23 protein-coding genes are annotated in these 26,707 nt (G+C 44.4%); 8 read left to right on the plus strand and 15 right to left on the minus strand.

The annotated features are described in order from the left end of the window. Positions 1 to 21: 21 nt before the first annotated feature. Both DOE51_RS14235 and DOE51_RS14240 read left to right on the plus strand, forming a co-directional pair. Entirely contained in the window at positions 22 to 1,215 is a 1,194-nt protein-coding gene (locus DOE51_RS14235; protein WP_168196460.1) for a serine hydrolase, read from the plus strand. A gap of 105 nt (positions 1,216 to 1,320) precedes the next feature. Continuing rightward, entirely contained in the window at positions 1,321 to 2,352 is a 1,032-nt protein-coding gene (locus tag DOE51_RS14240) for an aldo/keto reductase (RefSeq protein ID WP_142697217.1), read from the plus strand. Positions 2,353 to 2,388: 36 nt separating this feature from the next. On the opposite strand, the gene DOE51_RS14245 is transcribed toward DOE51_RS14240, so the two are convergent. The 4 genes from DOE51_RS14245 to DOE51_RS14260 all read right to left on the minus strand — a co-directional run bounded on the left by DOE51_RS14245 (position 2,389) and on the right by DOE51_RS14260 (position 7,976). Continuing rightward, positions 2,389 to 4,053, minus strand: coding sequence for an alpha-glucosidase (locus DOE51_RS14245; RefSeq protein ID WP_142697218.1), 1,665 nt, complete (start codon positions 4,051 to 4,053; stop codon positions 2,389 to 2,391). A gap of 53 nt (positions 4,054 to 4,106) precedes the next feature. Further along, positions 4,107 to 6,305 carry an ATP-binding protein gene (locus DOE51_RS14250; RefSeq protein ID WP_168196461.1) on the minus strand — a complete coding sequence of 733 codons (2,199 nt, stop codon included), beginning with the start codon at positions 6,303 to 6,305 and terminating at the stop codon, positions 4,107 to 4,109. Between the two features lie 135 nt (positions 6,306 to 6,440). Then, complete coding sequence (locus tag DOE51_RS14255) at positions 6,441 to 6,671, minus strand: hypothetical protein (RefSeq protein WP_142697220.1); 231 nt, start codon at positions 6,669 to 6,671, stop codon at positions 6,441 to 6,443. A 75-nt stretch (positions 6,672 to 6,746) separates the two neighbouring features. Further along, on the minus strand, positions 6,747 to 7,976 hold the full coding sequence (locus DOE51_RS14260) for an MFS transporter (protein ID WP_142697221.1): 1,230 nt from the start codon (positions 7,974 to 7,976) through the stop codon (positions 6,747 to 6,749). Between the two features lie 186 nt (positions 7,977 to 8,162). Between DOE51_RS14260 and DOE51_RS14265 the strand changes: the two genes are divergently transcribed. Further along, positions 8,163 to 8,951 carry a protein-glutamine glutaminase family protein gene (locus DOE51_RS14265; RefSeq protein WP_142697222.1) on the plus strand — a complete coding sequence of 263 codons (789 nt, stop codon included), beginning with the start codon at positions 8,163 to 8,165 and terminating at the stop codon, positions 8,949 to 8,951. Between the two features lie 80 nt (positions 8,952 to 9,031). Then, positions 9,032 to 10,216, plus strand: coding sequence for a hypothetical protein (locus tag DOE51_RS14270; protein ID WP_142697223.1), 1,185 nt, complete (start codon positions 9,032 to 9,034; stop codon positions 10,214 to 10,216). Here DOE51_RS14270 and DOE51_RS14275 read toward each other — a convergent pair. The 4 genes from DOE51_RS14275 to DOE51_RS14290 form a co-directional block, all read right to left on the minus strand. Further along, positions 10,188 to 10,748 carry a hypothetical protein gene (locus DOE51_RS14275; RefSeq protein ID WP_142697224.1) on the minus strand — a complete coding sequence of 187 codons (561 nt, stop codon included), beginning with the start codon at positions 10,746 to 10,748 and terminating at the stop codon, positions 10,188 to 10,190. The two genes, DOE51_RS14270 and DOE51_RS14275, sit on opposite strands and share 29 nt — an antisense overlap. Positions 10,749 to 10,798: 50 nt before the next feature. Continuing rightward, complete coding sequence (locus tag DOE51_RS14280; protein ID WP_142697225.1) at positions 10,799 to 11,626, minus strand: DUF6279 family lipoprotein; 828 nt, start codon at positions 11,624 to 11,626, stop codon at positions 10,799 to 10,801. Positions 11,627 to 11,684: 58 nt separating this feature from the next. Next, positions 11,685 to 12,410 (minus strand): hypothetical protein, encoded by a 726-nt coding sequence (locus DOE51_RS14285; RefSeq protein ID WP_142697226.1) that lies wholly within the window; start codon positions 12,408 to 12,410, stop codon positions 11,685 to 11,687. Positions 12,411 to 12,532: 122 nt separating this feature from the next. Beyond that, a complete protein-coding gene (locus DOE51_RS14290) occupies positions 12,533 to 13,369 on the minus strand; it encodes a hypothetical protein (protein ID WP_142697227.1) in 837 nt (278 codons plus the stop codon). 160 nt (positions 13,370 to 13,529) lie between these two features. On the opposite strand from DOE51_RS14290, the gene DOE51_RS14295 reads away from it, so the two are divergent. Continuing rightward, positions 13,530 to 14,888, plus strand: coding sequence for a hypothetical protein (locus DOE51_RS14295; protein ID WP_142697228.1), 1,359 nt, complete (start codon positions 13,530 to 13,532; stop codon positions 14,886 to 14,888). Here the strand turns inward: DOE51_RS14295 and DOE51_RS14300 are convergent. Genes DOE51_RS14300 through DOE51_RS14315 form a run of 4 tightly spaced genes read right to left on the minus strand, consistent with a single transcriptional unit; the run spans position 14,885 to position 19,289 of the window. After that, a complete protein-coding gene (locus DOE51_RS14300) occupies positions 14,885 to 15,667 on the minus strand; it encodes a polyphosphate polymerase domain-containing protein (RefSeq protein WP_142697229.1) in 783 nt (260 codons plus the stop codon). The genes DOE51_RS14295 and DOE51_RS14300 overlap by 4 nt on opposite strands. Next, positions 15,664 to 16,800, minus strand: a complete 1,137-nt coding sequence (locus DOE51_RS14305) for a hypothetical protein (RefSeq protein WP_142697230.1) — start codon at positions 16,798 to 16,800, stop codon at positions 15,664 to 15,666. The genes DOE51_RS14300 and DOE51_RS14305 overlap by 4 nt, the downstream gene beginning before the upstream one ends. A gap of 35 nt (positions 16,801 to 16,835) precedes the next feature. Next, a complete protein-coding gene (locus DOE51_RS14310) occupies positions 16,836 to 18,605 on the minus strand; it encodes an HlyD family secretion protein (RefSeq protein WP_246845102.1) in 1,770 nt (589 codons plus the stop codon). Next, positions 18,606 to 19,289 (minus strand): DUF4956 domain-containing protein, encoded by a 684-nt coding sequence (locus tag DOE51_RS14315; protein WP_142697231.1) that lies wholly within the window; start codon positions 19,287 to 19,289, stop codon positions 18,606 to 18,608. 241 nt (positions 19,290 to 19,530) lie between these two features. Here DOE51_RS14315 and DOE51_RS14320 point away from each other — a divergent pair, with 241 nt between their 5' ends. Next, complete coding sequence (locus DOE51_RS14320) at positions 19,531 to 20,976, plus strand: murein L,D-transpeptidase catalytic domain family protein (protein ID WP_142697232.1); 1,446 nt, start codon at positions 19,531 to 19,533, stop codon at positions 20,974 to 20,976. 71 nt (positions 20,977 to 21,047) lie between these two features. Here DOE51_RS14320 and DOE51_RS14325 read toward each other — a convergent pair whose 3' ends face one another. Beyond that, positions 21,048 to 21,746, minus strand: coding sequence for a PleD family two-component system response regulator (locus tag DOE51_RS14325; protein WP_142697233.1), 699 nt, complete (start codon positions 21,744 to 21,746; stop codon positions 21,048 to 21,050). Positions 21,747 to 21,753: 7 nt separating this feature from the next. Continuing rightward, a complete protein-coding gene (locus DOE51_RS14330; RefSeq protein ID WP_142697234.1) occupies positions 21,754 to 24,279 on the minus strand; it encodes a PAS domain-containing hybrid sensor histidine kinase/response regulator in 2,526 nt (841 codons plus the stop codon). A gap of 158 nt (positions 24,280 to 24,437) precedes the next feature. Here DOE51_RS14330 and DOE51_RS14335 point away from each other — a divergent pair, with 158 nt between their 5' ends. Next, positions 24,438 to 25,190, plus strand: a complete 753-nt coding sequence (locus tag DOE51_RS14335; RefSeq protein WP_142697235.1) for an alpha/beta fold hydrolase — start codon at positions 24,438 to 24,440, stop codon at positions 25,188 to 25,190. 1 nt (position 25,191) lies between these two features. Beyond that, positions 25,192 to 25,827: a phosphatase PAP2-related protein gene (locus tag DOE51_RS14340; protein ID WP_168196462.1), complete on the plus strand. Its 636-nt coding sequence runs from the start codon at positions 25,192 to 25,194 to the stop codon at positions 25,825 to 25,827. Here DOE51_RS14340 and DOE51_RS14345 read toward each other — a convergent pair whose 3' ends face one another. After that, positions 25,828 to 26,598: a hypothetical protein gene (locus DOE51_RS14345; RefSeq protein ID WP_142697237.1), complete on the minus strand. Its 771-nt coding sequence runs from the start codon at positions 26,596 to 26,598 to the stop codon at positions 25,828 to 25,830. It lies immediately after the preceding gene. Positions 26,599 to 26,707 lie beyond the last annotated feature (109 nt).

Here is a 26,707-nt window from a genome sequence, read left to right on the forward strand (position 1 = left end):
ATTGATATGAAGGAGCTCTGGATGAAAAGGATTTTATTACTCGCTTTGCCGGCTTTTGCACTGATCGCTTGTGCAAGCAAAACACCAAAGCAAGATGATGTGTTCGCGACCTATGTAAACTCTTATATTCATGCGCATAATATTCCTGGGGCCTCGTTCGCGGCTTCTCGTCACGGCAAAATTGAATATTCTAAAGGCTTTGGATTCGCAGACGTTGAAAATAAAGTTCCAGCAACAGAACAGACAGTGTTTCGTATCGCAAGTGTCAGCAAGCCCATCACTGCGGTTGCAATGTTTAAAGTTCTTGAAGAAAAAAACATGAATATCGAAGACGCTTTGAACAAACCTGTTTTTGGTCCGAAAGGCTATTTGCCGGAATATAAAAACATCAAAGACAAACGCGCTTTAAAAGTAACGTTGCGCGATCTTCTGCAACACACAAGCGGCTTGCATCCTGAAGACGATCCTCAATATGAAACTTATAAAATTGCAAAAAAACTGCATGTGAAGTCCCCTGCTAGCGCAAAAGACATCATTCGTTACGTTCTCAAATATCAGAAGTTGGATCTTGAACCGGGTAAAGAGTATCACTACTCTAACTTCGGTTATAACGTTTTAGCTCGTGTGATTGAAAATGTCAGCGGCGAAAAATATGAAGCTTATGTGCAGAAGCATTTATTTGCACCTATCGGCATCACAGATATGGCGATCGCCGGAAACACTTTGAAAGATCGTCGTGCTGATGAAGCAAAATACTACGATGATCCCCGCCACCCCGACATCACTTCTGCATTGGATGGTAAAACCGTCGGCCCTATGGCCTACAATGGTTTTTCATTTCACACCATGGATGGTCACGGTGGTTGGTTAGGAACAGCAAGTGATCTTGTCAAATTCTTGAATGCTGTGACACCAGGTTCTGGTGCGCCTCAGCTGTTGAAGCCTGAAACAATTCGCATCATGACGAAGCCCGTTTCCAACATTGGCAATCCAACAGCATCAATGGGTTTTGTTTCTGCTGAAGATGGCAAAGTGATTTCACATGCTGGTGCGTTAGAAACCGGAACGCTGACATACTATATTCGTAGAGCCGACGGATCTTCATGGGCCGTACTATTTAATCGTCTGCCAGTTGAAAAGATAGACCAGATCAAAGATGTCATGATGGAGTTCGCGGACAATATCAACCGCATTTACCCGGTCGAGACAAAGTAATTGCACGAGTTGCCGGAATTGTTTCTAAAACAGAAAAACTGATTTCGTAAAGGGAGCATTGTGCTTCAAGCCTGTTGATTCTATGATCCATGTCAGGAGATACACATGGAATATAGAAAAATTAAATCAGCAGGCTTCGAAGTTCCCGTCTTAAGTTTTGGTACGGCAACATTCGGTGGCGGCAATGAGTTCTTCAAAGCGTGGGGTAGCACGGACGTTAAAGAAGCACGTCGCATGGTGGACCTGTGCCTGGATAACGGAATCAATCTTTTTGATACAGCAAACGTTTACTCGCAAGGTTTGTCGGAAACGATTCTTGGTGAAGCCATTGAAGGCAAAAGAGACAAACTTCTTCTTTCCACAAAATCAACTTTCCGCATGGGCGATGGTCCGAATCAAATTGGTTCTTCCCGCTTCAACATCATTCGCGAATGCGAAGCGAGTTTGAAACGACTTAAAACAGATTATATCGATCTTTATACAATGCACGGATTTGACTCTTCTACACCGGTTGAAGAAACTTTGCGCGCCTTGGATGATTTAGTGACAGCGGGAAAAATTCGCTACATTGGTGCCTCGAATTTTTCTGGGTGGCACTTAATGAAATCGCTTTCCGTTTCTGAACGCTATGGCTGGAGTCGTTATATCGCTCATCAAGCGTATTACTCTTTAGCAGGTCGTGAGTACGAATGGGAATTGATGCCTTTAGCTGAAGATCAAGGTGTTGCGACATTTGTGTGGAGTCCGATGGCTGGTGGTGCACTTTCAGGAAAAGTACGTCGCAATTCGCCGCCGCCAACTGGCAGCCGTTCCGCGCAACTTGATTTCGTTGTGTCGTCAAAATCAGAAGAACTTTTCGATATCGTCGACGTACTTGAAGAGATCGCAAACGAAACTGGCAAAACAATTCCACAAGTGGCATTGAACTGGGTATTAAATCGTCCTACAGTGACAAGCCTGGTAATCGGCGCACGCACCGAAGAACAACTTCGTCAAAACCTTGGCGCCGTTGGTTGGAAATTAACTCCAGAACAAGAAGCTCGTCTTGATAAAGTCAGCGCAAGAAAACCGATTTATCCTTATTGGCATCAATATGGAAATCCAGAATTGATCAGAACAGTAGATAGAATGAAATAATAAAAAAGCCCCGTTTGTAGCGGGGCTTTTTCTTTTTTAGAATTTGTAAACTCGTGCTTCGAACGGTTTTAATGTGAAACTTGTCACACCTTCATGCTTATCGACCGGATAGTTGCTTAGCAATAATGACTGCGATGACAACGGCAACTGCGCGAAATCATATTTTGCCTCCTTACCCGTCAAATTAGCGATCACCAGTGCTTTCTTACCGTCAAGAGTTCGTGTGTAAGCATAGATCTGTTCATTTTCATTCATCACCGGAGCATACGAACCATACACCCAAATCGGATCTGCTTTTCTGACACGAATCAAATTACGGTAGTAATTCAAAACAGAGTCTTTTTGTTCATGCTGAACCTGAACGTTAATTTGCTTAAAGTTCGGATTCACTTTCAACCACGGAGTTCCCGTCGAAAAACCTGCATTCGCAGAAGCATTCCACTGCATCGGCGTTCGCGCATTATCACGAGAAGCCGGTGTCAATTCTTTGATGATTTCAGCGTCAGAAACACCTTGCTTGCGTTTGATCGTGAAAGTGTTCTTGGCAGAGACATCATTGAAGTCTTCTGCTTTTTCAAACGTCGTATTCGTCATGCCAATTTCTTGACCTTGATAAATAAACGGCGTTCCTTGCATCAAGAAATACATTGTTGCGATCGAAGTGGAACTTTCACGCCAGAATTTTTGCGTGTCTCCCCATTTCGATACGATTCTTGGAACATCATGGTTTTCTACGAACAACGCATTCCAACCACGGTTTTCCAAGCCTTTTTGCCAACGATTAAACACATCTTTGACCTTGTGTAAGTCGATGCGCTTTTCAGGATTCGTATCCCACAAACCGACATGTTCAAATTGAATGACCATGTTGAACTTTTTTTGAGATTCACCAACCCACTCTTCCGCACCTTCTGCGGAAACCCCGTTCGCTTCACCCACAGTCATAATGTTGTAGTGAACAAAAGTGTTTTGGCAAAGATCCTTGATGTAGTCTTGAACGCCTGTGACGTTCATATGTTTTGCGTACGACGGAACGTATTCTAGGCCTTGAGGATTTGGCATATCAGCCAAACCTGGTTCCTTACGAATGTGGCTGATCGCATCGATACGGAAACCATCAATGCCTTTATCAAGCCACCAGCGAATCATTTTATAGACCGCTTCACGCATGTCTTTATTTTCCCAATTCAGATCGGGCTGTTTTGCAGAAAAGATGTGCATGAAATATTGTTGAGTCAGTTCATCAAACTTCCATGCAGAACCGCCAAAGATGCTTTCCCAGTTATTCGGCTCTTTGCCGTTTTTAGCATCACGCCAGATATACCAGTCGCGTTTCGCATTTTCTTTTGATGAACGTGATTCAATAAACCACGGATGTTCGTCGCTCGTGTGGTTGATCACAAGATCAATGATCAACTTCATCCCACGACGATGAGTTTCCTTCAGCAATTGATCGAAATCCGCCATCGTACCAAATTCATGATGAATGTCTTGGTAGTCGCTGATGTCATAACCGTTGTCATCTTGTGGAGATTTATAGATCGGGCAAATCCAGATAACATCAATACCCAAATCTTTAAGGTAATCGAGTTTTGAAATGACACCTTGAATGTCACCCATCCCATCGCCGTTAGAGTCCATGAAACTACGCGGATACACCTGATAAACTGTGGCTTCTTTCCACCAATGCTTTGTATTCATGGGTATTCAATCTAGCCTGTCTGTGAAGAAGGTCACGGGATAATACAGTGCTCCTACAGAGAATCCGAGAGCTGTGTGGGTCCCAAAGGTTTTTTCCATGGCTGTGGACTTGTAGAAACGAGCTCGAAGACCGCTTCAGTCAATTGTGCGGGTTCAACAGGTTTTGAAATATGACGATTAAATCCAGCTTCAAGGACTTTGCGTTTTTCATCTTCACGGGCGTGAGCTGTCAAGGCCACACATGGAACATCCCGCCCACCCGGCATTTCGCGAAGACGTTGAATAAGTTCGTAACCATCATGTTCAGGCATACTGATATCGCTGATAACAATTTCGGGTTCAACGTCTTTGAACTTTTGTAAAGCTTCCTGCATCGATGAAGCCAGAAATGGAGTCGCTCCTGAGCGGCGCATGATCAAACCTAACATCGTCAACGTATCGGCTTCATCATCCACTACTAAAATTTTAACACCATCAAGACGGGCCCCTTCAGTGTTGTTATCATTGCGTGTCGGCTGATAGCGCACATAATGCGGATCTTTTTCTTTCCAAAAGGCCATCAACGGCAATGTCACTGTAAATGTTGAACCGCGATCAACGCCAGGGCTTGAAGCATCAATGGTTCCCCCATGGGCTTCCACAAGATGTCTGACAATCGCTAAGCCCAAACCCAAACCACCAAATCTTCGCGTCGTCGACGCGTCTTCTTGACGGAAGCGTTCGAAAATATACGGCAGAAAAGCGGGATCAATCCCACGACCTGAATCCGTGACTTCAATTTTCGCTCGAGAATTAATGCGTTTAAGTGCGACTGTTACTTTGCCATTTTTAGGCGTGAACTTCACAGCATTGGCTAACAAATTCCACAATACCTGCTGTAGGCGATTGGTGTCGCCACGAACGGGTCCCATATCGGGCTCGATGTCGGCAATGATTTCGATATTTTTTGTAGAAGCCGCAATACGAATTGAATCAATCGCAAGTTGAATTCCCGAAGCTAAATCAACAGGTCCTAACACTAACTGCATTTTGCCCGTGATGATTCGTGAAACATCTAACAAGTCGCTAATAATTTGTAGCTGCGCGCGTGCGTTTCGGTGAATGGTTTGCAGCGAAACAATTTGTTCGTCGCGAGATAAACTTCCATCTAACAACATGTCGCTGTGACCTAAAATGACTCCCAGTGGGGTGCGCAGCTCATGAGATACCGTTGCTAAGAACTCATCTTTCAGGCGATTCGCACTCTGTGCTTGTTCATAGGCTTCTGCAAGATCTTTGGTGCGCTCTTTGACTTTGCCTTCCAGTTCTTGATAGATGCGATTGAGTTTTTCTTCAGCAAGTTTGCGATGCAAGAACAACCCAATATAGTTACCAAGATCTTTTACCAAATCTATAATTTGCAAGCCGTCAGGATCATTTCCCGTGCTGAAAAATTCCATCACGCCAAGAACACTGTCATCAGAAGTTTTAAGAGGAAAGGCCAACCCGCTTTTAAAGCCCGCCTCCTGAGCTTCTTTCTTACGTGTAAAATTACCATCGAGATCTAAATCTTTGATCCACGTGAATTGTCCACTTTGCCATACTTGCCCTGGTAAACCCTGCCCACGTTTAAAACGTGTTTGCTTTGACCGATTTTGGAATCTGATCATCTGCGGATCGTTCGCTGCCCAAGTTTCAATACAGTGCAGTTCACTATCGTAAGAATCTTTAAGCCAGAAATTGCCGGCACCCCAATCCATTGCTTCGCAAATATGACGAAGTAATTCAGGAACAGCATCATGCAAGGTTTCTACGCGCGACAAAATCTCTGCCACTTTTAATCTGGTCATTTGAATTCGTTCAAGACGACGTTCTTCAGTCACATCGTGAATGAATGAACCGAACATTTTCATATCTTGGTGTTGAATGGGATACACAGTCAGCTCTATGGGAATTTCGCGACCGCTTTTATGCATGCCCGTTATTTCAATACGATGATTGAGTATCGGTCCTTCACCTGTGGCAAGATATTTCGCCAAGCCTTTGCGATGAGATTCACGATATTTTTCTGGAATAACAGTATCGGCAAGCTGTTTACCAATAACTTCGTCACGGCGCCAGCCAAAGATTTTTTCCGCCTGGCGATTCCAGTCAGAAATATTACCGCTTTGATCCATCCCGATGAATGCATCATTAGCCAATTCAATGAAAGAGCGATTGCGATCTTCGCTGACCCGCAAGGCGTCGCCTTGGGTCTTAAGCTTTTTTTCCACTTGGGCGCGCTCTCTGAGAAAATAAATTCCCAGGCCTATACAAACCACAACGAGTAAAGCTAAAACGGTTACAACAGCGTCCATAGGCGAGCCCCGAAGCACTTCGGCAGAAGTGCTATTTAAAAATATGAAATCCTACTGCCGAAAAAAGAAAAAATAGACAGCGCCGATGACTAGGCCAGCAACTAAAAGAAAGATCTCTGTGCCCATAAAAATTCTTAACGGGCTGTCTTTATAATCTTCTGACTTGTGATCGCGCTCAGTCATTCCTTCGACAACTTCTTGATGTTCGCGAGGTTGAGGCTTGCGCATATCTTGCTTATTAATGCGTTGGGGTTGACGTCTCTGAGGTTCTATTTCGACCATATGCACCTCTCTCCTTACTAAAGATAGGGTGCTCGGTAGCAGAACTCAATGTGGTTTCTGCCACAAGCCGAAGAGCTAGCTTGTGACTTTATCAAGATCCAATTTACGAAGAGTTGGTGATAACACAGCGACGACACCAACTGTTGCAATACAAATCATCGCGCCGAAATACGCTGCAGGAACGACTCCGAGCCATTTTGCAGCAAGGCCCGATTCGAATTCGCCCAATTCATTTGAAGAACCGATGAACATTGAATTCACCGCTGAAATTCTGCCACGCATATGATCCGGCGAAGCCAACTGCACCGCCGTACTCCTGACGACCATACTGACACTATCGAATGCCCCACTAAGTGCTAAGACAATCAATGACAACGTAAAGTTCTTACTTGCAGCAAAGACCAGCATACAAACACCGAAGCCTGCAACCGAAGTAAATAACCACGGTCCGGCACGATGTCTTAGCGGAATGCGCGCCAAATAAACACCCATCAACGCAGCACCCACTGCAGGCGCCGCTCGCAGAGCACCCAGTCCATGGGCGCCGACGTTTAGAATTTCTTTAGCAAAAATCGGCAACAAAGCTGTTACACCACCGAACAACACCGACACCATATCGAGCGTCAATGCTGGGAATAAAATAGGATGTTTGAAAACGTAACGTGCACCTTCCGCAAGTTCTTCTTTTACAGAACGCGCTTGACCCGTCATCATCGGCGGCTCCACCACAGTTTCCATGGCATAAGTTGCAAACAATCCAACTAATAACAACGCACAGATAATCACGAATGAATACGTCACACCAACAAAACCAAATACCACACCACCAAGTGCCGGACCCGCAACGCGCGCAATTTGCATCGCCGTGCCCATGCTTGCTTGCGCTTGTGACAACTCTTCACGCTTAATAATTCTTGGCACAATCGCAAACATCGCTGGCTGCGAAAACGCCCGAGCGCCGCCGGTAAAGATCGACGCAATATAAAGAGCAGAAATTTGCCAACCTATACCAATATGATTTTGTAGAATAGCTGACGCCATCAAGATCACGGCAGAGATCAAACTGCCCTCGAGAACCCACCGATACACACCAACCGGCCTGCTACGATCCACGATATATCCCGCATACAGCGCGAGCGACAATGCTGGCACCGCTTCCGCCAAACCGATAAGCCCCAGAGCTAAAGCATCGTTTGTCAGTTCGTAAATGCGCCAGCCAACAACAACGGCTTGCATTTGTACGGCGAGAGTAAAAAAGAATCGAGCGTAGATCAGTTTCTTAAAGTCACGAAGAGCGGTAGTCATAGATAGCCTTTGATGAACTTACTTTATCACTTTTGTGAAAAGAGCCCAAGTACTGACTCACAACTGAAAAAAAATTGCGATGTTATGTCGACCGTATTAAACATGCTTTGCCTCTCGAGAATTCCCAGTTTGATACAATCTTTCCATAATGTTTAGCTCGACCTGTTTTTTCCGAAAAGATCTAGGATGAAGTTTCTTTTTTTCCTTAGCATTTTCACCACTTTGATTGCGGCACCGCTCGCTATGGCTGAGGACTCCTCATTGCATTCATTTGTTTCGCAATTAGATTCAAGTCTTCGTCACATCAATCGTTCGGAAGTAAATAAACCGTGTGCGGTGAAACCCCTTCTTCCAACGTCTGCGCAAACCACAACTTATCAAGGTCAAAAAGTCACAGTCTTAAGTGAACAGGATGCGCAAGAGTTGTTCAAAGAGATGCAAGCCCATACAGAAATTCCATTTGATTTTGCGATCGCGGGTTGTGAAGAGCGAGCTCACGAAATGTCGCGACTTATGATGCTTAAAGGAATCACTCCGTTAAAAGGTTTTGCATCCGTAAATGAAAACGATGCTCCCCGCTTGAAGGTTCCGCATCCGACGAAACCTGGCAAAACGATTGAGTGGAAATATCACGTGGCCCCGGTCGTGCTTGTCCAGAAAGATGGAAAACTTATACCTTATTCCGTAGACCCGTCCATAGAGAAGGCCGCTGTACCAACAACAAGCTGGTTGAACGACATGACACGCCACGATCCGAAAATGAAAGTTAAAATGGAATATACGGCCGCATCACGTTTTGACGTCGATGGTCGTATTCGTGTTGATCCCGCCAACAAAGAGTTCACAAAATCTAATCAAGAATCTTTACAGCAGTTCAAAAAACTCAGCAAAGATCCTGACGGTGAAGACGAGTATTTATTCCAGCTACAAAGAGATCAGGAACGCATGGATATGATTGACGGAGTTGGTCAGTAATTTTGCCCCTTGGTTTCTGACAAGCTCCACTCACATCTTCTACGAATCACGTTAGAATAAAATGTGTCGTGGAGGCCTTTGTGAAGTACCTGTGCTCTGTTTTCATTTTACTCGTTTTAATTCCACTGACGGCGTGTGCGCAAAACGTGTCAGCAGAAAATGATATGCGCAGTCTGCGTGTTGATCCCGCATATTTTGCAGATCTTTATCCGCATCAATTGCCGTCTGTTATTGCAAAAACAGTCATTGCGAATGCCAAGAAGGCCGGCGTTAATACAATCTTTCTTTATGCCTATAGTGCCGAACACGGTGCCTTCTATCAAACCGATTACCCGTTCACTGAAATTGAAGAGCACATGGGAGTTTTAAATGCTTTTGCCTATGTCGTTGATGAGGCAAAGGCAGCGAATATCAAAGTCATCGCGGTGACACCCGTCAATGACTTTCGAATTGCGTGGTTAGCCCATCCTGAATGGCGTTCTAAATTACAATCAGGTGCAGATTACAAACCTTTCGCGCGCACTTTTCATCTTTCAGCATGGCATCCGGAGTTTCGGGAATGGTTCAAAGGTTACGTGCACGATCTGCTGACTCGTTTCCCAAGTTTGACAGGTATTGAAGCTGTCGAGCCCACGGTCGATTGCTTGTGGACCGGTGAGCCCGATTACAATCCAGCGGTGATTACAGAATTTAGACGCCGCTATCCGCAGAGTCCTTTAGGAGGTAATGACTGGAATAAAGTTCGTGCCTTAGGCATCACTCAACTTGTCGCTATCGTTTCTAAAGCCGCACATCAACACAAAATGATTTCCGGAGTCGTGCAGACCTGGCCTGCTTATTATGACGGAACTTTGATGAGTCCTGCGACGATTCGTGACTCTGTAGGTTTTGATTTCGATGGAGTCCTAAATCTTCAAGGCGATGAAAAATTAGATTTCGTTATTGGCGAGTTCTTATGGCAACAATGGGCTGGCGAATATGGCGGCAATATATTTACACCGGCATGGACTCGATATGCCGCGAATGAATTTTTAAAATTTATCGACACAAGATCCGTCGGAGTTTTGCACGTGGAGATTTCACCGTGGACCGGTCAACACTCGACCGTCACTCCCACAGTTCAAGAGTTCGCTGATACGTTAAAAGAAATTCGTGATATGGGGGCCGCGATCGACGTTTATGATCACAGTCAGATTGAGCGTCGCCAAGCATGGGACGCCCTTTTACAATGGGTGACTACTGATAACACCACGGGCGCGGAGTGATGACTTTTGTGATCTCATTTGAGCGCATGTACAAAAACTCGTTACCGACACCCAAACGAATGCGTTGTTTGTTTTGAGAAATTTTAGAGACCGCTTTAATCTGTCCATAGCCAAGACCGTCAGTCACAATCGTGCCGGAAATATTCTTAAGCTGCCAGCGCACAGGACGACCAGCAATCGGTTCGACATCGCCATCGTGAAGAACTGTTGAAATCGTTCCTTCGGTATCACGACACATCAAACGGAAATGCAAAACAACGAAATACTCTTTATGGCAATTTTGCGAGCGTGAAAAACCGAATCCTGCATCGCAAGTGTTGAAAGCTTTTTCAACAAAGCCCAACTGTTCAGTGTCGCGATCCAATTTTAAATAAGTCTGTAAAGCATTCAGGTCAATGCTTGTGCCCGACTCGTCGGTTGTTGCAACGGGAGTTGGTAACGATTCTGAAGATGTTTGTTTCGGTGTCGTGGTACACGCCGTCAGCGTTAACAACAATAAACCAGCAAGTCCCTTATAAGCCGTTTTAAGCATAGTTATCCCCTGTGATTTAACATTCTACCTAAGAAACCACAGAGCTCTAGCTATTTCTTCGCCAGGGATTCCAATTTATCCGCACGAGTAAGTAAATAGTCTTTCATACGCGACTTCTGGTCTGGACTAAGGGTTTTCCAGAAAGAATCCAAGAAATCTTGAACTTCATTTTCATAACTGGCGATGGCCTTTGCATATTCGGGTGTGCGCACCGAATCGTAGTTTGTCACAAACTTTTCAGCGAAAGCCTTCATCTTTTGTTCACTGCTTTTTGAATCAATGAACTTTGCTAAAATCGCTTCTTTGTTTTTGATTTTCTCTTTCCAAGGGAACGGATGTTCTTTCGCGAATTTCGCAATATCTTGATTTTGTGAAAGCGACAAATCACCTATCCAGAATTCAAGACCTTTTTTATATCGTCCTATGATTTCTTCGTTCAGACTATCCGGGTGATTCAAGGCTTCTTTAGTGTCTTTAATTTCCTGGCGTACTTGCTTTTCAAAATTTGCAATCTGTTCCGGCTTTAATGACGAGATCAAAGTATTCGTTGAGGTTGTAAAGTACGAACTGGCATCCTTATAGTGCGCTTGTAAATCACGATAAGCCGAGGACATGATTTTTGGATCGCTGCTTTCCGCTTTCTTTTCGATTTTTCTTAAAGTCTGTGCGATTTCCTTAAACCGCTCTTTGCGCAGGCGATTTAGATCGTTGTCGATATCCTTTTCCAAGCGTTGATGTTGCTTTTCGTCCAGATCAAAATATTGATCGATCTGCCCCATCGACGAGCCGCTTAAGACTAGAAAATCATCAAGGAATGTCCCGCGTGAGCCGCAGGCTGACAGAAAAAGCAAAGAAAGGAGCAATAATATTTTCTTCATACGTTAAGCCTAGAGCGCTCGTGAACGCCACACTAGGCTTAAGATAAAATACAAAACTTTATGGACAGATTAAAGCAGCCTCTTCAGCCGTAATTTTATATTTAGGTAAGGGTTCAAAATCGCGAAGTTTTGCACGGATACTTTTAAAACCTTTGGAGTTGCCATCTGTATTTCTAACCCAGTAAGCGTCAGCCTTTTCATCGGACCAACCGCAAAACTGTTTCAAGGCAATTCCCGAAATCAGACCTGCTGAATGCCAACCATTCCAACAGTGCACATAGATCGGTCCATTCAGTCGGCCTTTGATGCGCGCATAAACGAGTCTCAGAATTTCGTCGTACTCGCCAGCCGCAGCATATTGCTTGTAAACTAAAGTTTGATCTTGTTGAGATGTGTTTTTACAAGTCACTACTTTGGGGGCTTTCGAAAAGTTTTCTGAATACAGATAAATCGCTGTAGAAAAATCTTCTCTGCACAGATTCTTCAAGCCAACTGTCGGCAACGGATTTATATTCGAGCGCGGATTTGGCAGGAAGACGTTATTAGCACCACCGCGATACAGAACGCCATGAAGAACCACACGCATATTGCGCGTGCCCCACAAATCGTCAAAGCCGAGTCCCCTGTTGTTGGTTAACTTAAGATACGGGCTTTCTTCATCGTAGCGATTTTCAAATTTTGTAACTTCTTGCCGCAAACGAAACTGCGACATCGCCTTGAATGGATAGAAAGTGATTGATGAGACTAAAACCAATAATAATAAAATATTTGTTGATGTGCTCATGGCATCATTGTGCCGACGCTATGAAGAAACGATCAAGAGGAATCGAAGGCGTCCAATACAAAGCAGATTTTTATCGAAAGCCTAGGCCTGCGCTGAGCGACACTAGGCTTAAGTGAAATTCCTTAATTAGGACAGATCAAAGCCGCTTCTTCCGCCGTGATTTTATATTTAGCAAGTGGCTTAAATGCTTTTAGTTTTGATCGGATACTATCAAACCCGGAAGAGTTGCCATCTGTGTTCTTCACCCAATAAGCATCCGCCTTCGCATCAGACCAGCCACAGAATTGTTTTAAAGCCATGCCTGAAATCAATCCCGAAGAATGCCAACCATTCCAACAGTGCGCATAAACAGGTCCGCTCAACTTCCCTTTGATACGATCGTAAACCATCGCAAGGATTTTTTCATTCTCACCGGCTGCCGCATATTGTTTGTAAACCAACGTTTGATCTTGATGAGACGTGTTCTTACAAGAAACTGATTTAGGAGCCGTTGAGAAGTTTTCGGAGTACAAATAGATCGCCGCCGAGAAGTCCTCTTTACAAAGATTTGTCAGACCGATTGTAGGAAGTGGATTTGTGTTCGATCTTGGTGTTGCGAGATATTTATTATTAGCACCACCACGATACATCACACCGTGAAGAACCACGCGCATATTGCGTGTGCCCCACAGCTCTTCGACACCTTTACCTTTGTTGTCAGTCAACTTCGTATAAGGATCGTTTAAGTCATAGCGTGTTTTGAATTTTGAAACTTCCTGATCTAAGCGAAAGCCAGTTGTTGTTGGCGGTGCTGTCGCGGCGCCATCTGTTTCCGCAGTGGCGTCCGTAGCGGGAGTCCTCGGAACACTTTGATCTGTGTTTGTAGTCGTTAACGAAGATGAACCGGCCGGAGCACAAGCAAGTAAAGAGTTGATTGAAAGAGACGCCAGGATCGCAATAAATATTTTTGATGTTTTCATTCTTTTAATCATGCGGGTCGCATGTTGAATTACACAAGCTTGCTAGACCGTAATTACAAGAATGCGAGTTGATTCAATGTATGAGCTGGACTTTTTGTAAGCTGCCTCTGCTGAAGACGTGCGATATCAAACGTTCATACACATTCAACGAGGTAAAAAAATGCGTCTTTCTTTAATTGCTGTGTCAGCCACAGTACTTCTGTCACAAAGTGCGCTTGCACTTTCATTAACCGATTTAAAAGGCGAAGGACGCGCGGTCTTCATGTCTCCTTATGGACAAAATGAATTATGCGTTATCGCAAAAAAATGGCCAACGGGAGTTTATAAAAAGGGCGACGTGGAAGATGAAAACGAGCTGTGCTCTTTTGATTTTTATACGAACGTAGGCATCTGCCCGAAATACAATTCAACGAACCCAGGTGTTCTGCTTTTAAAACCGAACGACAAATATTCAAAGCAAGCCATCGATGCCTCTGACTGCAACATCGACAGAATGGACGTGAAAACGGAAGCGAAATATAAACAGAGTATCAGCTGCTCGTACACACCGTCGATTCTTGCCTACTATCACATGTCGCGAATCTTTGGTGGTGCGGGTCGCGTGCCTGTCACTGTTTTACGTACGATGGACAAACGCATTCATCAGCAACTCACTGACAAAGCGGTTAGACACTTTGGTTGGTCTTTAGAGGTGATCGCAAGAACCTGGAAGGATTGGGCTCAAGCACATCGTGATCCTCGCTCGAATCCAGAATTGTTCGATTCTACTTATACACAAGTATATGGTGCTTTAAGCGACAATCCAAAAAAAGAAGAACGCTACACGGACGTCAGCGGTAAAGGCTCTTACGAAACCCGCTATTCGCGCTTTATCGCGCAAAAACCTTTCCAACGTGTTGCAAGTTCAAAATCCGTTTACGAACTCTTAGGTTCCAACGATTTCCAAAAGGTTGCGCAAACTGTTTTGCAAATGAAAGATGTCAGCGACATGGTTTTGATGGATACTTTATTGAATCAACAAGATCGCATCGGCAACATTCACTATAAGTTCGTGTGGTACTACTACGACCCGATGAATCCGACAAAACTAGAGCGTCAGAAATCTGATACGGAAATTAAAAACGATAAGGTTGTGACTCCGCCAGCAGAAATTGCAGCGATGGCTGGCAAACGGGCTGTTTTAACGAAAGAAATGCTTCTTAAAGACAATGACTGTGGTGTTGCTAAAGACAATATGATGCGCAAGTACTCTGTTTTGGAAAAAGTCCGTCACATGAGTTACACCACCTACTATCGCTTCATGGCATTTGAGAAAACACTGACAAGCCCGGGCGCCAAAGATTATTTCATGAGCGAGATGTTATTTACGGCAAAAAACTTCGCGACTCTTCAGGATAATGTGGCGAAGGCAAAATCTATTCTTAAAACAAACTGCCAGAACCGTAAATTGCGTTTCGATGTCGACTTAGAATCCTATCTGCCGGGAGCACCGCAGATGTCTCAGGCTTGCGATATTTAGCGATAAAGATGGCCCGGCGCAAAGACGTCGGGCTTTGTATAAAGAGTGGTCATAGAGTTGCCATACTTAGAAAACGACGCGTGATTCAAATCAAAGCGACGAATCAAATCGACCATCCATACGGGAATCTTCTTTTCACACTTTAATTCCAGCACGACGTTCTGACCTGGTTCTTCAAACCATTCAGGAATGTCGTAATGACACATGTAACGCTCATCCGGCGTGATGGTCCAGTCATTGGTTTCTTGATAACGTAAATCGCGATCGAACGTCACCCGCGCGTAATCATCCACCACTGACAAATAAGCTTTACGACGATACTGAGTCAGGATCGTCGGTTGCACGTTATAGGTATGACTCATGAACACGAAATCTTCCATATTTTTGATAGACTCTGCCGGAGCATCTTCAGGAATGATGGAATGCTGAAGAATCTGCGCCCAGTCGTTCATCACTTTCGCGCGCTTCTTTTTAACGAAATCACGAATCTTATATTTGATTTCATAATAGTACGGAGGCACCGGACTGACACCATACGAGCGCACACGCATATTAAAACTAAAGGCGTTGGCACTTTCCTTTGCTCTAAATAGATAATGTGTCGGACTGTCCAAATAAAGACTGTTGATTGTATAATAGTTATCGCCAGAAATTTGCGAGTAATAATCCATCTCGCAATAAGCTTCGACAAACTTCGAAATCGGCTCCACCATCGAAAGCGGAATCAGATATTTCAATTCATAGCGCTCTAACGCTAAAGGAGACACCGGTCCACTCATAGGGCCTCCTTTAACAAACTGCTCAGATGATTTTTTTCTGGCTGACGATTCAACATTTCGCTTTCAAGCAGGTAGTCTAAGAACAGATTCGTGATCTGCTGTTGCTGTGTCAAAAGATCCAGACGTTCCTGCATCTCTTCCATCTTCACTTCGATATTTACCAACGGATCAGAGCCAGGTCTGGAAACTTTGCTGACCGATGCTTGAGTTAGCTTATAAAGATCGATCTGATTCAAAATTTGCAGACGTAACGTTTTAACCGGGTCATTGATGTTTTCAATATCACGCTGTTTTAAAGCTTTCTTTAAAACGATTTGATTTTGCTTCTGACGATTCAATTCATCATGGCCAAGACCCGGCAATTGAAAAGTCAACTCTACCTCAAGGCTGCGCTCATCACCTTTTTTCTGAGTCTGCCCGATTTCAAACGCTTTCACCCACTGCGATTCACGACCTTTTAAAATCGTCAATTCATCGCTGAGTTCCTGCAATTCTTCAGCAGCAATTTTCTTAGACAGAGATACATCTTCTGCAGGCGCCTTCTGTAGATAACTATCAATATCTTCCACCGACCAGGACTTTAGATCGCTTGGTTCTTCGCCTTTCCACTCGGGCAACCATTGCTGAATTTTACGTTTACAGAAAGCAAGCTCTTCCTGCGCGGTGTTCACCGCTTTCTTCAACTTCAATTGATCCACTTGCGCTTTCAGATACGACTTACTGGTTGCGCGGCCGGCCTTCAAAGCAAGACTCTGCGCTTTCACGTTGCGATCGGCAACTGTCACCGCTTGATCCAGAAGTTTTAATTTGCTTTGAGAAAGATCATACGTTGTCAGAACGGCATAACGATCGCGCAAGGCCCACGCCAAAGAGCTTTCTTTTAGCAGTTTTTGTTCTGAATCTTTAGAACGCACGTTCTTCCATTCTGGCCAGGACTTGAATTGGAATTTCAATCCGTATTCAATCTCTTCCTTACCGTTTCTTTCTCCTGCAACAAAGGCCTCGACAGTTCGCAGAGGATTCTTTGAGTTCGTCTGCTGCAAATCGTCTTGGACCAAATATGTTTTATCCGACCACGCAGTCTTTAAAACTTGATCCGAACTTAAAGCCCATAAGCCCTGCCCGTATGCCATCACTAAAATCAAAGACAGACATGGGCGCAAAGGCATTAAAGAGTCCCCGCCGAAAGCACAATGTATTGGCCTTTTGATTTACTATCGAAAACGCCAAACAGGTCATGAGTCTGCGGATGGAATCCCAAACTTTCCAAATGCTTCACTTTAAATTCTTGAATCAGCTCAACACGCTTGTCTTTAAGACCGATCCTCCAGATAGCGCTGCACTTATCGCCTTTACAAGACGAGGCAAGATAGAAGTTATCTTGATCCAAGATCATGTCAGTCACTTTAATTTCGGCATCACTGTCAGGAACTTTTAAATCTGCACGTACGAAGACACTCAAATCCTTTGGATCAAGGCTTTTTTGTGCAAAAAGTTTGGCGATTGAATTTACTTTTAAAATGATCGCTTGATTGCGCACTAAATGAGGACGCTTCAGTGCTAAATACAAAATATCGCCCTGAATTGCGTGCCCCTCAATTTCCAAGTCATCAACTTCATTTCCTAAAGCGTGAGCGGCAATGTCGCGCAAGGTTGCGTCTGGTGAAGTACGCATCGCATTTAACAACGCCAAACGCATATCCAGTTTTTCATCTAGTTGGAAGCGAATGCCATCACGATCGACTTTCGCAAAAATCTGGCGGCCCGGTTTTAAATGACCCTTTTTTGTCGCTGACAAAGAGCTTAAAAGATAAAGGCTTTGATCATTTAAGGAAACAGACTCGATGTCTTCCATTTCTGGTAGGCCTTCGATCTCAAGCATATTTTCCTGCACTTCGCCTTTATCGTTCATCAATAACAATAACGGTTTGTTGTCGGGATAATCGTCGGAAATCAAAGCGAACTGACGAAGTTCAGGCAAAAACACCATGCCAGAAATTTCTGGATGGAACTGATCCGTGATCGAAGTTGGATAACGTAAGTTTGCGGTGACCACACGAGCCGATGCCGGCAGCAATGATTCTGCATTCGCTTCCGCCGTGCTGAAAACCTTAATGCCCCAGGGTTTATGGAAAGAAACCTTTTCACCTAACAGGAAATCATTTGTCGGAGGAATCTTAACAACGACTTCACGGCCCCACGCTTGAAGGTTTTGGATGCGCAGCAGTCTTTGCGGAATCTGCACGATACGTGTGCCGATACTGACAACCGTGCCTTGGACTGATTTGCCCGTCGCCGAAGCCACTTCAACTTTCTGACCAATCTGAATTGTCGATTGCAGATTTTCATTCACATAACCGTTCACGAAGCTTGGTTGCAATGGCAGCAGCGTCACTAAGGCCGCAAAGGATGGAGCTCTTTCTCCGTCTTTGACGTTCACTGCACCGACGGTGCCATCGACTTCTGCGAAAACATAAAGATTGCGCAACTTTCTTTCAACCAGTTCCATCTCTTTACGCGTGTCATTCAATTCGGTCTTTAATGGATCAGCGCCTTCGGGCAAATGCACCGAATCTTTGGTCACTGTTGAAATCTCTTCGCGCAGTTTGATTTCAGCCGATAATTTATCGAAACGCGCTTTCAACGTGCGCAGTTGCAGCTCAAGATCCGTTTGATTCAATTCCAATAACAAATCACCACGTTTTACGTTTTGCCCAGGCATCACGTGAACATGCTTGATTTCAACGGGTCCATCGAAACTTACTTGGAATTCGCGTGATTCTGCGACCCCCAGCATGGTCATCGACTGTGAGCTTAAAACGAAGCCTAAAATAAGAATGATACCGACAGCCGCAGACCAACTAAAAAATAGGAAACGATTGTCTGTACCAATCACTTCGTTCATCAAATACTGAATGAGGGACTTTTTCTTTTCCATCTAAACCTCGATCACCGATTCTTGATTCATAAAGTTAAGACCACGCACTGACGGCAGCTTTCCAAGCTGCTCCACAAGATCGGCTGATGACGATGTTGATTTCAAACGTACCTGATATGAAAAATCCAAACGCTCACCTTGTGCCAGCTCGCGAATCGTCGCGAGCGCAAAATGACGACATTGGTTTTGCAACACATCTTCAACTTCCCGCTGCTCTTGCGGAGAGCGTGGCAAATTGAATCTTAGTAGTCCATCGAACTGTGGGCCAGCGGCAAAAGGTGATCTTTGTAGAACTAAAAGTGCCAGGATAAAACAACCTGTGCCAAGAATCGCAATTCCGTAAGCATGGACCCCGCATGACAAACCAATTGTCAGTGCCGCAAAAATAAAGAACATGTCGCGTGGATCTTTAACGTTCGTGCGGAAACGCAAAAGCGAAAGCGCACCAATCATTCCAATCCCACGAGCAACGTTGTCACCAATCGCTTGCATCGCAATCGCGATCACAATGGGAAGCAAAACAAGTCCATGCAGGAAGTTCAAAGAGTATGACAATCCCTTGAAAGTCTTTACGTACAACAGAGACAAGGCGACGCCCAGAATAAAACTTAAAAGAAACGCGTAGATCGCCGAGATCCAAGTCGGGTTTGCAAATGAAGAATTAAGTACTGTGAAATCGAGCATGGACTTGGTTAAAGCCCATCCAGTGACGAACAACAAGTTTCTAATTTGGAATGTTCTTCTTTTATTTGCAGGACTTTGTCATATCAACTTTGGTTTATCTACGAGCCCTTCGTTGTGAATAATACGAGCTCACTCACATATACCTCTGCGTTTGGTCTTAATTTTATCGTTACAGTAATCAAATTTTCCAAAATGCAATTTTCATCCGCTAGGGTTTGTTAACGCACAATTCGGAGGGAAAATGACGATTGATGTAAAACGACATAAACTCTTCGCACGTTTCAGAAATACGATCCTAGCCACTTCTCTAGTTTTCTTAGCAGCCTGTGGCGCAGGCAATGGAAGCTCGATCAACGCTAACGGTGACGAGGTTCTTCCAGACGATGTAACCCAAGAACAAGTAGTTAACACAACAGCTGGTGATAACGATCAAGCAGCAGCAGATGATGTGACTCTTCAAGCGACGGCAACAACAGACCGCGCAGCAATTCTTGCAAAATATAACTATCTTGATCCAAAACACTTGGTACCAACGAACGCTCTTGCAGACGCGGTTGTTTACTGGGTCCAAAATAAACAGAAGTTCGCGAACGTAAATTATATTTCCGTGATCAACTTCGCACAAAGTTCTAAAGAAGCACGCTTCTATATCATTGATATGAATAGCGGTGGTGTATGGCCGATCCACGTTGCCCATGGTAAAGGTTCTGATCCTGATCACGATGGTTACGCAACAAAGTTCTCTAACGTCTCTGGTTCCAATGCAACTTCACTTGGTTTCTACAAAGTTGCAGAGACTTACACGGGTTCACACGGTTTGTCTGCTAAGCTTGATGGTCTTTCATCTACGAACTCAAATGCGCGCGCTCGTGCTGTCGTAATTCACCAGGCAGATTACGTCCAAGAGAAAAGTGTCATCCAAGGTCGTAGCTGGGGTTGTCCTGCAATCGCTCCAGAAAATCGCAGCAAAGTTCTTGCGGCTCTTAAAGGCGGAAGCTTACTATACGCTGTCGTAGACAAAGGCACTCGTGACCGTAACTGGGGGGCTACCCCGATAGAGCCCACTCCGGCTCCAACTCCAACGACGCCAACAACTCCTAACCCTGGCACTTACACAATGGTTCCATTGGCATGGGAAACTTCAAGCCATCCAGAGCGCGAGCAATGGTCTGATTACTTGATGACTCTGTTGTTGACTGACTGGAAATCGTTGTTAGCTGGTGCGAGCGATATCAAATCATTCTGTTCGAACTACTATAACTTGGATAACAATCAACGTGCGAACGTATGGGCACAGTTGATCGTCGCGATGACAAAATATGAAAGTGCTTACAGCCCGACGTCTCGTATGCAAGAGACGACAATGGGAACGGACCCTGTGACAGGAAGACCCGTTTACTCTGAAGGCTTGTTGCAACTTTCTTATCAAGACACTCGTGCTTACAAGTTCTGTAAAATCGATTGGAGCAAAGATAAAAACTTAAGCTCGACGAACCCTAAGAAAACGATTCTTGACCCTTACATCAACTTGCATTGCGGTGTTGGTATCCTAGCAAATCAAATTGCTAAAAAAGGCACAATCGCTATCGGTTCCGGCGCTTACTGGGCAGTTATTAAAACAAACAGCCAATACAACAAACTAAGCTCAATCAAATCAATGGTTCAAGGCTTGTCACTTTGTAAGTAAGAATTTTTATAAAAGTAATGAATTTCGCGAGGGCGCTCTCTGAGTATTAAGCTTAGGGAGCGCTCTTCACATTAGTATGATTTGCGCGAGCGAATCCAGAGGCGTAATGGAGTGAGTTCACGTTCTGTGAGTCCCACGAATTGAGTGTGGATTTTGTAACCGCCGCTTTCACTGCCCGTCAGTTCTTCACACGAGTCCACGCGCATTGGCATTTTATCGATTCCAATTTCTGCGAAGACCGGACTATTGATACGCACAATTTTACCCACTGGCATTTGTGTATTTGAATGAAGAGTCAAACCCAGTTCCGACACAGAAACGACTTCGGTTTTTGTTTCCCATTCTGCTTTAAAGCTTACTGGCGCTTCGATGAAGTTCTTTTTTTCTTCTTGTTCGTCATCTTGCTTCGCGATCAGATTCTTAATCTTTGCTAACAGCAATTCCGGATCGATCGGTTTAATCACGTAATCGTTAACACCGGATTCAATACCTTTTTCGACGTCACTTTTTTCGCGCTTACCCGTTAACAGAATGACTGGAATTTTTGCGATCTGTGGTTGTTTGCGAATCGTGCGCGTCAAGGCATAGCCATCGCCTCCACCTGGCATAATCGCGTCGGTAATAACCAGATCAAAGGGTTCAGAGGCTAAGTGATGAAGAGCATCGATGGCGTTTGTTGCAGACACCACGACATATCCTTCCGGAGTCAAAAGAGCTTCCAGGGTCATCAGCACACTTTTTTGGTCATCCACTATAAGTATCTTTGCCATGCTTCACCTATGCTGCCTTCGTCATGATGCTTTTCAGCTCATTCAGGCTTTTCGTGTAATGCATATCAATTTCAGCGACAAGTTCTTTCGCGCTCTGTGAGTTTTTACAGTCTTCCAGTTGCTGACAGATTTCTGCCAACTGATGTGCACCCAATGTTGCACTTGTCGACTTCAATGCATGTGCACTTTCAGAAAGACGTTGCAAATCTTCACTCGAAAGTGCCTCTTTCATTTCACCAATCAGATTCGGCGCCGTACTTTCAAAATCCACAATCAATGCTGAGGCCAAACTTTGATCTTTCACCATATAAGTTTGCAATTTGCGTAAAACTTTAAGATCAATCACATCCGCTTGCTCTTGCGGCTTTAACCATTTTTGCAGAGTTTGAATAAGACGTGGTAACTCTAATGGTTTCGCAAGATAGTCATTCATGCCCGCTTCTTTATAAAGATGCTCTTCACTGCTAGCGGCGTTCGCCGTTAATGCAATGATAGGAGTTGCGGTTTTGTTCGAGTCACTTTCAAAGCGACGAATTTCTTTTGTCGAATCAAAACCGTTCATCACCGGCATCTGGCAGTCCATGAAAATCAAATCGTATTGACCCTGCTTTGCTTTATCCAAAGCGATGGCACCATTGCCCGCGATTTCAACCTCAAGGCCAAGCTTGTTGAGATAGCTTGTAACAACCCGTTGATTGACCGGTTGGTCTTCTGCAACCAAGATGCGGCCTTTGAATAATTTCGCGAAATTCACGTCTGAATTTTTCGGCATCTCTTGAACTTCGCTTTGTGGAAGTTCTAGGGTAAACCAGAATGTGGCCCCGGCACCATAAGTGCTTTCGACCCCGATCTTGCCACCCATTAAATCAACAAGCTGTTTTGAAATCGACAATCCCAATCCAGTGCCGCCTACTTTCATGCCGGTCTTAGTTTGGAAGTACTTTTGGAACAGCGACTGACGATCTTCTTCACGAAGACCCGGACCGGTATCTTTCACTTCAAATTTCAATGTCGATTTGCCGTTTTGTTGATTGAACTGCGTAATGGAAAGTTCCACTGAACCCACTTCGGTAAATTTCACCGCGTTACCGATCAGATTCACAAGGATTTGTCGTAGGCGACCTTGATCACCCACAAAATTCCATGCGGAACGCTGGTTCATTGTGAGTTCTAACTCAATGTTCTTTTCATTGACCGCAGGCTTAAAAATTTCAAGAATATCGTGAACCAGGAACTTCATATCGAAGGGCTGGGGATCTAAAGAAATCTTACCGGCTTCAATTTTTGAATAATCCAAGATGTCGTTGATCAACATCAGTAGTGATTCAGCGGAACGCTTCACCGTGCCCACGTACTCGCGTTGTTCCGCATTTAATGAAGTATCAGCTAAAAGAGTACTCATCCCGATGACACCATTCATTGGGGTTCTGATTTCGTGGCTCATTGCTGCTAAGAAGTCTGATTTTTTGTGGGACGCTTCAACAGCCGCTTCACGTGCCTTTTGATATTCTTTTTCGATCTGTTTACGGCGCGTGATATCGCGAAAGACAACCAGGGCCCCACGAATACTGCCATCGATATCGTTAATGCAACGACTGCTTAAGCTAATAAACATTCCGTCAGGATGTTCCGCATTCTTTACGAAGATTTCTAAATCATCAACCGTTTCACCGTACAGGGCTTTATAGAATGGCAATTCTTCTTTGGTAAAGATGTTGCCTGTTGTCGCGTCATAAAAGCCAAGCTCATTCACGCTCCAGTCATTGAACACGTCTTTAATACGCGTGCCCACGATTCTTTGCGCGGCGGCGTTGTATTTTGTAAAGTGTCCGTCTTGATCGATCACGATCAAGGCTTCACTCATACTTGCTAACAAGGTGTCTAAAAATAACGAGCGATTTTTAAGTGATAACGTATCTGTGACTTGCAAGGCCTGTTCATCACGCTGCCACAGACGGCTTAAACACATGAAGCCAAAGATGAACATCGCCGTAATAGCACCCACGTCCATTTTCGAAAAATGGAATTCCCCAACGCTGACGAAAGCCGTTTGTTGAATTTTCTTTGGTTGCAATAATTTTTCAGCCAACTGTTCGATCGCGGCATCGTTGCTATTTGCGGGCTTGCGGTACGAACGAGGATTTGAAAGCTCTTTGTTTAACTCTTCAAATTGATTCCATACCAGCAAATTAAATTTATGAACTGACAACGCTTGATCGGGATTTTCTTTTACCGAAGCAGAAAGCTCGGTCATTTTATTGTTCACCAACGTCACTTGTTGATTATAAATCGCTAGAGCGTCAGAAGAACGTGTGCGCAGATAATCTTGTTGATTGATTTTTGCGCGATCAACGATTTTCACTAATTCCGTGATGAGTTTTTCTGAAGATTCATCCAGTGCTGGTGTCGTTGAATTCAAAGTGAAGAACTTCGCATCCTGAAAAAGACATGCGACTAACGCCACCATGGCGACTAGCGCAATCTCGATACCCCATTTCGCTACCAGCGATTTCAAGTAAGATGCTGAATTCATAGGGAACTTATCGGCATTTTAGCCCCTGTCATGCAGGAAAAAACGGCGTGTTTTCACTCTAAATCCTGCGAAAAGTGTTTAAAACAATGACGAAAAAAGAAGGATTGCCAACTCCCGGTCCTTTCTATTAATTTCGCTTTACTGAGGGCTAGTTCGCTATGGCTAAAGAGTGGGTTTTGATCAGAGGAATTATGAGTGAGGCTTATCACTGGTGGGATTTTCTTCCCCAGATGCAAGCCCATTTTCCCGAAGACACTTTCCACACAGCCGACATTATGGGAAATGGAAAACTCTGCGCGCATACGACATCACTGAGTATTCCTAAAAATATCGCGGTTCTTCGCGAACAAGTTCCGGCAACCTCAACGAAGAAAATTCTTTTCGGTTTTTCTTTGGGTGGCATGCTTGCTTTGGAATGGGCCCATCGTCACCCTGAAGAAGTCGAAGCGGTTGTGCTTTTGAACGTGAGCTTAAACAACTCCCCATTCTATAAACGTCTTCGCCCGAGTTCTTTCGCACAAATTTTTAAATCAGCGTTCATCAAAGATTTAACTGCACGCGAATCGATGATTGTGCGTATGACGACCTCAAACATGGCTGATGAGCGTGTTTTGGAAATCGCCCAAAACTTTGGCCCACGCGGTGTCGAATACCCGGTAAAACCGATGAATTTCTTATGGCAAATCGGGATTGCCTCGCAGATTCCACAGCGTCAGGCACCGCCAGCTCCGGTGTTGGTATTAAATTCTGCTCTTGATAAAGTGGTCCATCCTGATTGTTCAAAAAAAATCGCTGAAGGTTGGAACTTGCCTTTGATCGTTCACCCTCACGCTGGTCATGATTTAACTTTGGAAGATCCGCAATGGGTTTTGGAAAAAGTCAGCCACTTCGTAAATGCAAGGAATGTATAGTATGACAATCGCAATTAAATTAGGTCTGACAGTCGTAGCCGTTGCAATGTGGCTGATCTCGCAAAAACTTCTGGGCGCCCGCCAAATGAAGTTTAAAGATAAAATTGGCGACTTAGTTCACATCCTCACTGATAAATGGAGCCAACATCTGAACGCCAGTCCCCGTCTTGCGAATGGCTTATTAATTTCAAGTTCTTTGGTGATTGATGCCGTTGGTATTTTCTTGATCGTACAAACATTAATCGGTGATTCACTCCGTCCCCTGCTTGCGTTGCTTGTACTTTTCACTCTTCGTCAAATCAATCAGGCCGTCACCGTTCTGCCAACTCCTGAAGGCATGATCTGGAGAGATCCCGGCGTTCCAAGTCTGTTTGTTACATACGGCGTATCGAATGACCTGTTCTTTTCGGGTCACACTGCTTTAGCAGTCCTGGGCGCTTTAGAAATTGCACAATTAGGCGGACCACTGTTCACGACATTGGCCATTCTGATTGTGGTCTTTGAAGTTGTAACGGTTTTGTTACTAAGAGCCCATTGGACTATGGACATCTTCGCAGGCGCGATCACAGCACTGTGGACACACGATATCGTGTCACGCTTCGTGCCTGTGATCGACAAGTGGATTGCTTCGTTCTAGTTATTTCAGCGGCAACAAACAGCGCCCATAAGCTTGGATCACGATCGGCGCTTCACCCTTCGCTAAACTGATCTTATCAAGATTGCGAATTTTAGCTGCTAACCAGCGGCTTTCCACTCGGGTTTCGAAATATTCGAAGCCCACGATTTCTTTTTTATCGACCGTGCGGTAAACCAACACATTCGTCATAAAGATCTTTTCGCGCTTGGATGTTTTATCCAAAGCCGCTGTACCGCCCTTTTGATATTTCGCCATTTGCTCGTCCATGTATTGGCCGGCAAACTTATCGCTTTGTTCGATTTGGCTTTCGATGATTTCTGTGACAGAAACTTTGCGACCATCACTTAAAGTCACAGTTCTAATTCCTGGCGCAAGGTTCGCACTGACATTGTAATTGGCGACGACTTTGCCGAAGCCATAGTGAATGCGTTTTGCAATCTCTGCCGCATTCATCGAGTCGTCTTTGCTATTATCGTAGCCGACGCATGTATTGAAAAAAGCATTTTTGGAAGACGTCTTAAGCTTGGTTTCAAAAGACATCACGGGTGGCATCACGGGGCCATAAGTGTCTGCCAAGATCTGTATAGTTTTCGAGTTATCGTAGACCACACCTTCAGGCAGAGCGTATTTTTTAGAAGTGCCATCATAAGGATAGGCCGCTTTCAATAGAGCATAGGATTCATCGAAGAATTGTCGCTCGCTTTCGTTCAAAGAAACGGCATGAGAAAAAGCACCATATAATAGACAAAGTCCAAGAACCAAGAATTTCACGGAAGACTCCTTATAATAGGCTTACCTCTTTTCGGCTTTCTCACATCTAGACTGAACGCCGTGAATGTTTAGTAATGTAGCCGGCGGTCTCATTCTGAGATTGCTCTAA

The sequence above is a fragment of the Bdellovibrio sp. NC01 genome (genome assembly GCF_006874625.1).
Classification (GTDB): Bacteria; Bdellovibrionota; Bdellovibrionia; order Bdellovibrionales; family Bdellovibrionaceae; genus Bdellovibrio.

Excerpts from the sequence above, each read along its gene's own strand:
- DOE51_RS14235 (WP_168196460.1), top strand. The coding sequence starts at position 22 with ATGAAAAGGATTTTATTACTCGCTTTGCCGGCTTTTGCACTGATCGCT.
- DOE51_RS14240 (WP_142697217.1), top strand. The coding sequence starts at position 1,321 with ATGGAATATAGAAAAATTAAATCAGCAGGCTTCGAAGTTCCCGTCTTA.
- DOE51_RS14245 (WP_142697218.1), bottom strand. The coding sequence starts at position 4,053 with ATGAATACAAAGCATTGGTGGAAAGAAGCCACAGTTTATCAGGTGTAT.
- DOE51_RS14255 (WP_142697220.1), bottom strand. The coding sequence starts at position 6,671 with ATGGTCGAAATAGAACCTCAGAGACGTCAACCCCAACGCATTAATAAG.
- DOE51_RS14260 (WP_142697221.1), bottom strand. The coding sequence starts at position 7,976 with ATGACTACCGCTCTTCGTGACTTTAAGAAACTGATCTACGCTCGATTC.
- DOE51_RS14265 (WP_142697222.1), top strand. The coding sequence starts at position 8,163 with ATGAAGTTTCTTTTTTTCCTTAGCATTTTCACCACTTTGATTGCGGCA.
- DOE51_RS14275 (WP_142697224.1), bottom strand. The coding sequence starts at position 10,748 with ATGCTTAAAACGGCTTATAAGGGACTTGCTGGTTTATTGTTGTTAACG.
- DOE51_RS14280 (WP_142697225.1), bottom strand. The coding sequence starts at position 11,626 with ATGAAGAAAATATTATTGCTCCTTTCTTTGCTTTTTCTGTCAGCCTGC.
- DOE51_RS14285 (WP_142697226.1), bottom strand. The coding sequence starts at position 12,410 with ATGAGCACATCAACAAATATTTTATTATTATTGGTTTTAGTCTCATCA.
- DOE51_RS14290 (WP_142697227.1), bottom strand. The coding sequence starts at position 13,369 with ATGAAAACATCAAAAATATTTATTGCGATCCTGGCGTCTCTTTCAATC.
- DOE51_RS14295 (WP_142697228.1), top strand. The coding sequence starts at position 13,530 with ATGCGTCTTTCTTTAATTGCTGTGTCAGCCACAGTACTTCTGTCACAA.
- DOE51_RS14300 (WP_142697229.1), bottom strand. The coding sequence starts at position 15,667 with ATGAGTGGACCGGTGTCTCCTTTAGCGTTAGAGCGCTATGAATTGAAA.
- DOE51_RS14305 (WP_142697230.1), bottom strand. The coding sequence starts at position 16,800 with ATGGCATACGGGCAGGGCTTATGGGCTTTAAGTTCGGATCAAGTTTTA.
- DOE51_RS14310 (WP_246845102.1), bottom strand. The coding sequence starts at position 18,605 with ATGGAAAAGAAAAAGTCCCTCATTCAGTATTTGATGAACGAAGTGATT.
- DOE51_RS14315 (WP_142697231.1), bottom strand. The coding sequence starts at position 19,289 with ATGCTCGATTTCACAGTACTTAATTCTTCATTTGCAAACCCGACTTGG.
- DOE51_RS14320 (WP_142697232.1), top strand. The coding sequence starts at position 19,531 with ATGACGATTGATGTAAAACGACATAAACTCTTCGCACGTTTCAGAAAT.
- DOE51_RS14325 (WP_142697233.1), bottom strand. The coding sequence starts at position 21,746 with ATGGCAAAGATACTTATAGTGGATGACCAAAAAAGTGTGCTGATGACC.
- DOE51_RS14330 (WP_142697234.1), bottom strand. The coding sequence starts at position 24,279 with ATGAATTCAGCATCTTACTTGAAATCGCTGGTAGCGAAATGGGGTATC.
- DOE51_RS14335 (WP_142697235.1), top strand. The coding sequence starts at position 24,438 with ATGGCTAAAGAGTGGGTTTTGATCAGAGGAATTATGAGTGAGGCTTAT.
- DOE51_RS14340 (WP_168196462.1), top strand. The coding sequence starts at position 25,192 with ATGACAATCGCAATTAAATTAGGTCTGACAGTCGTAGCCGTTGCAATG.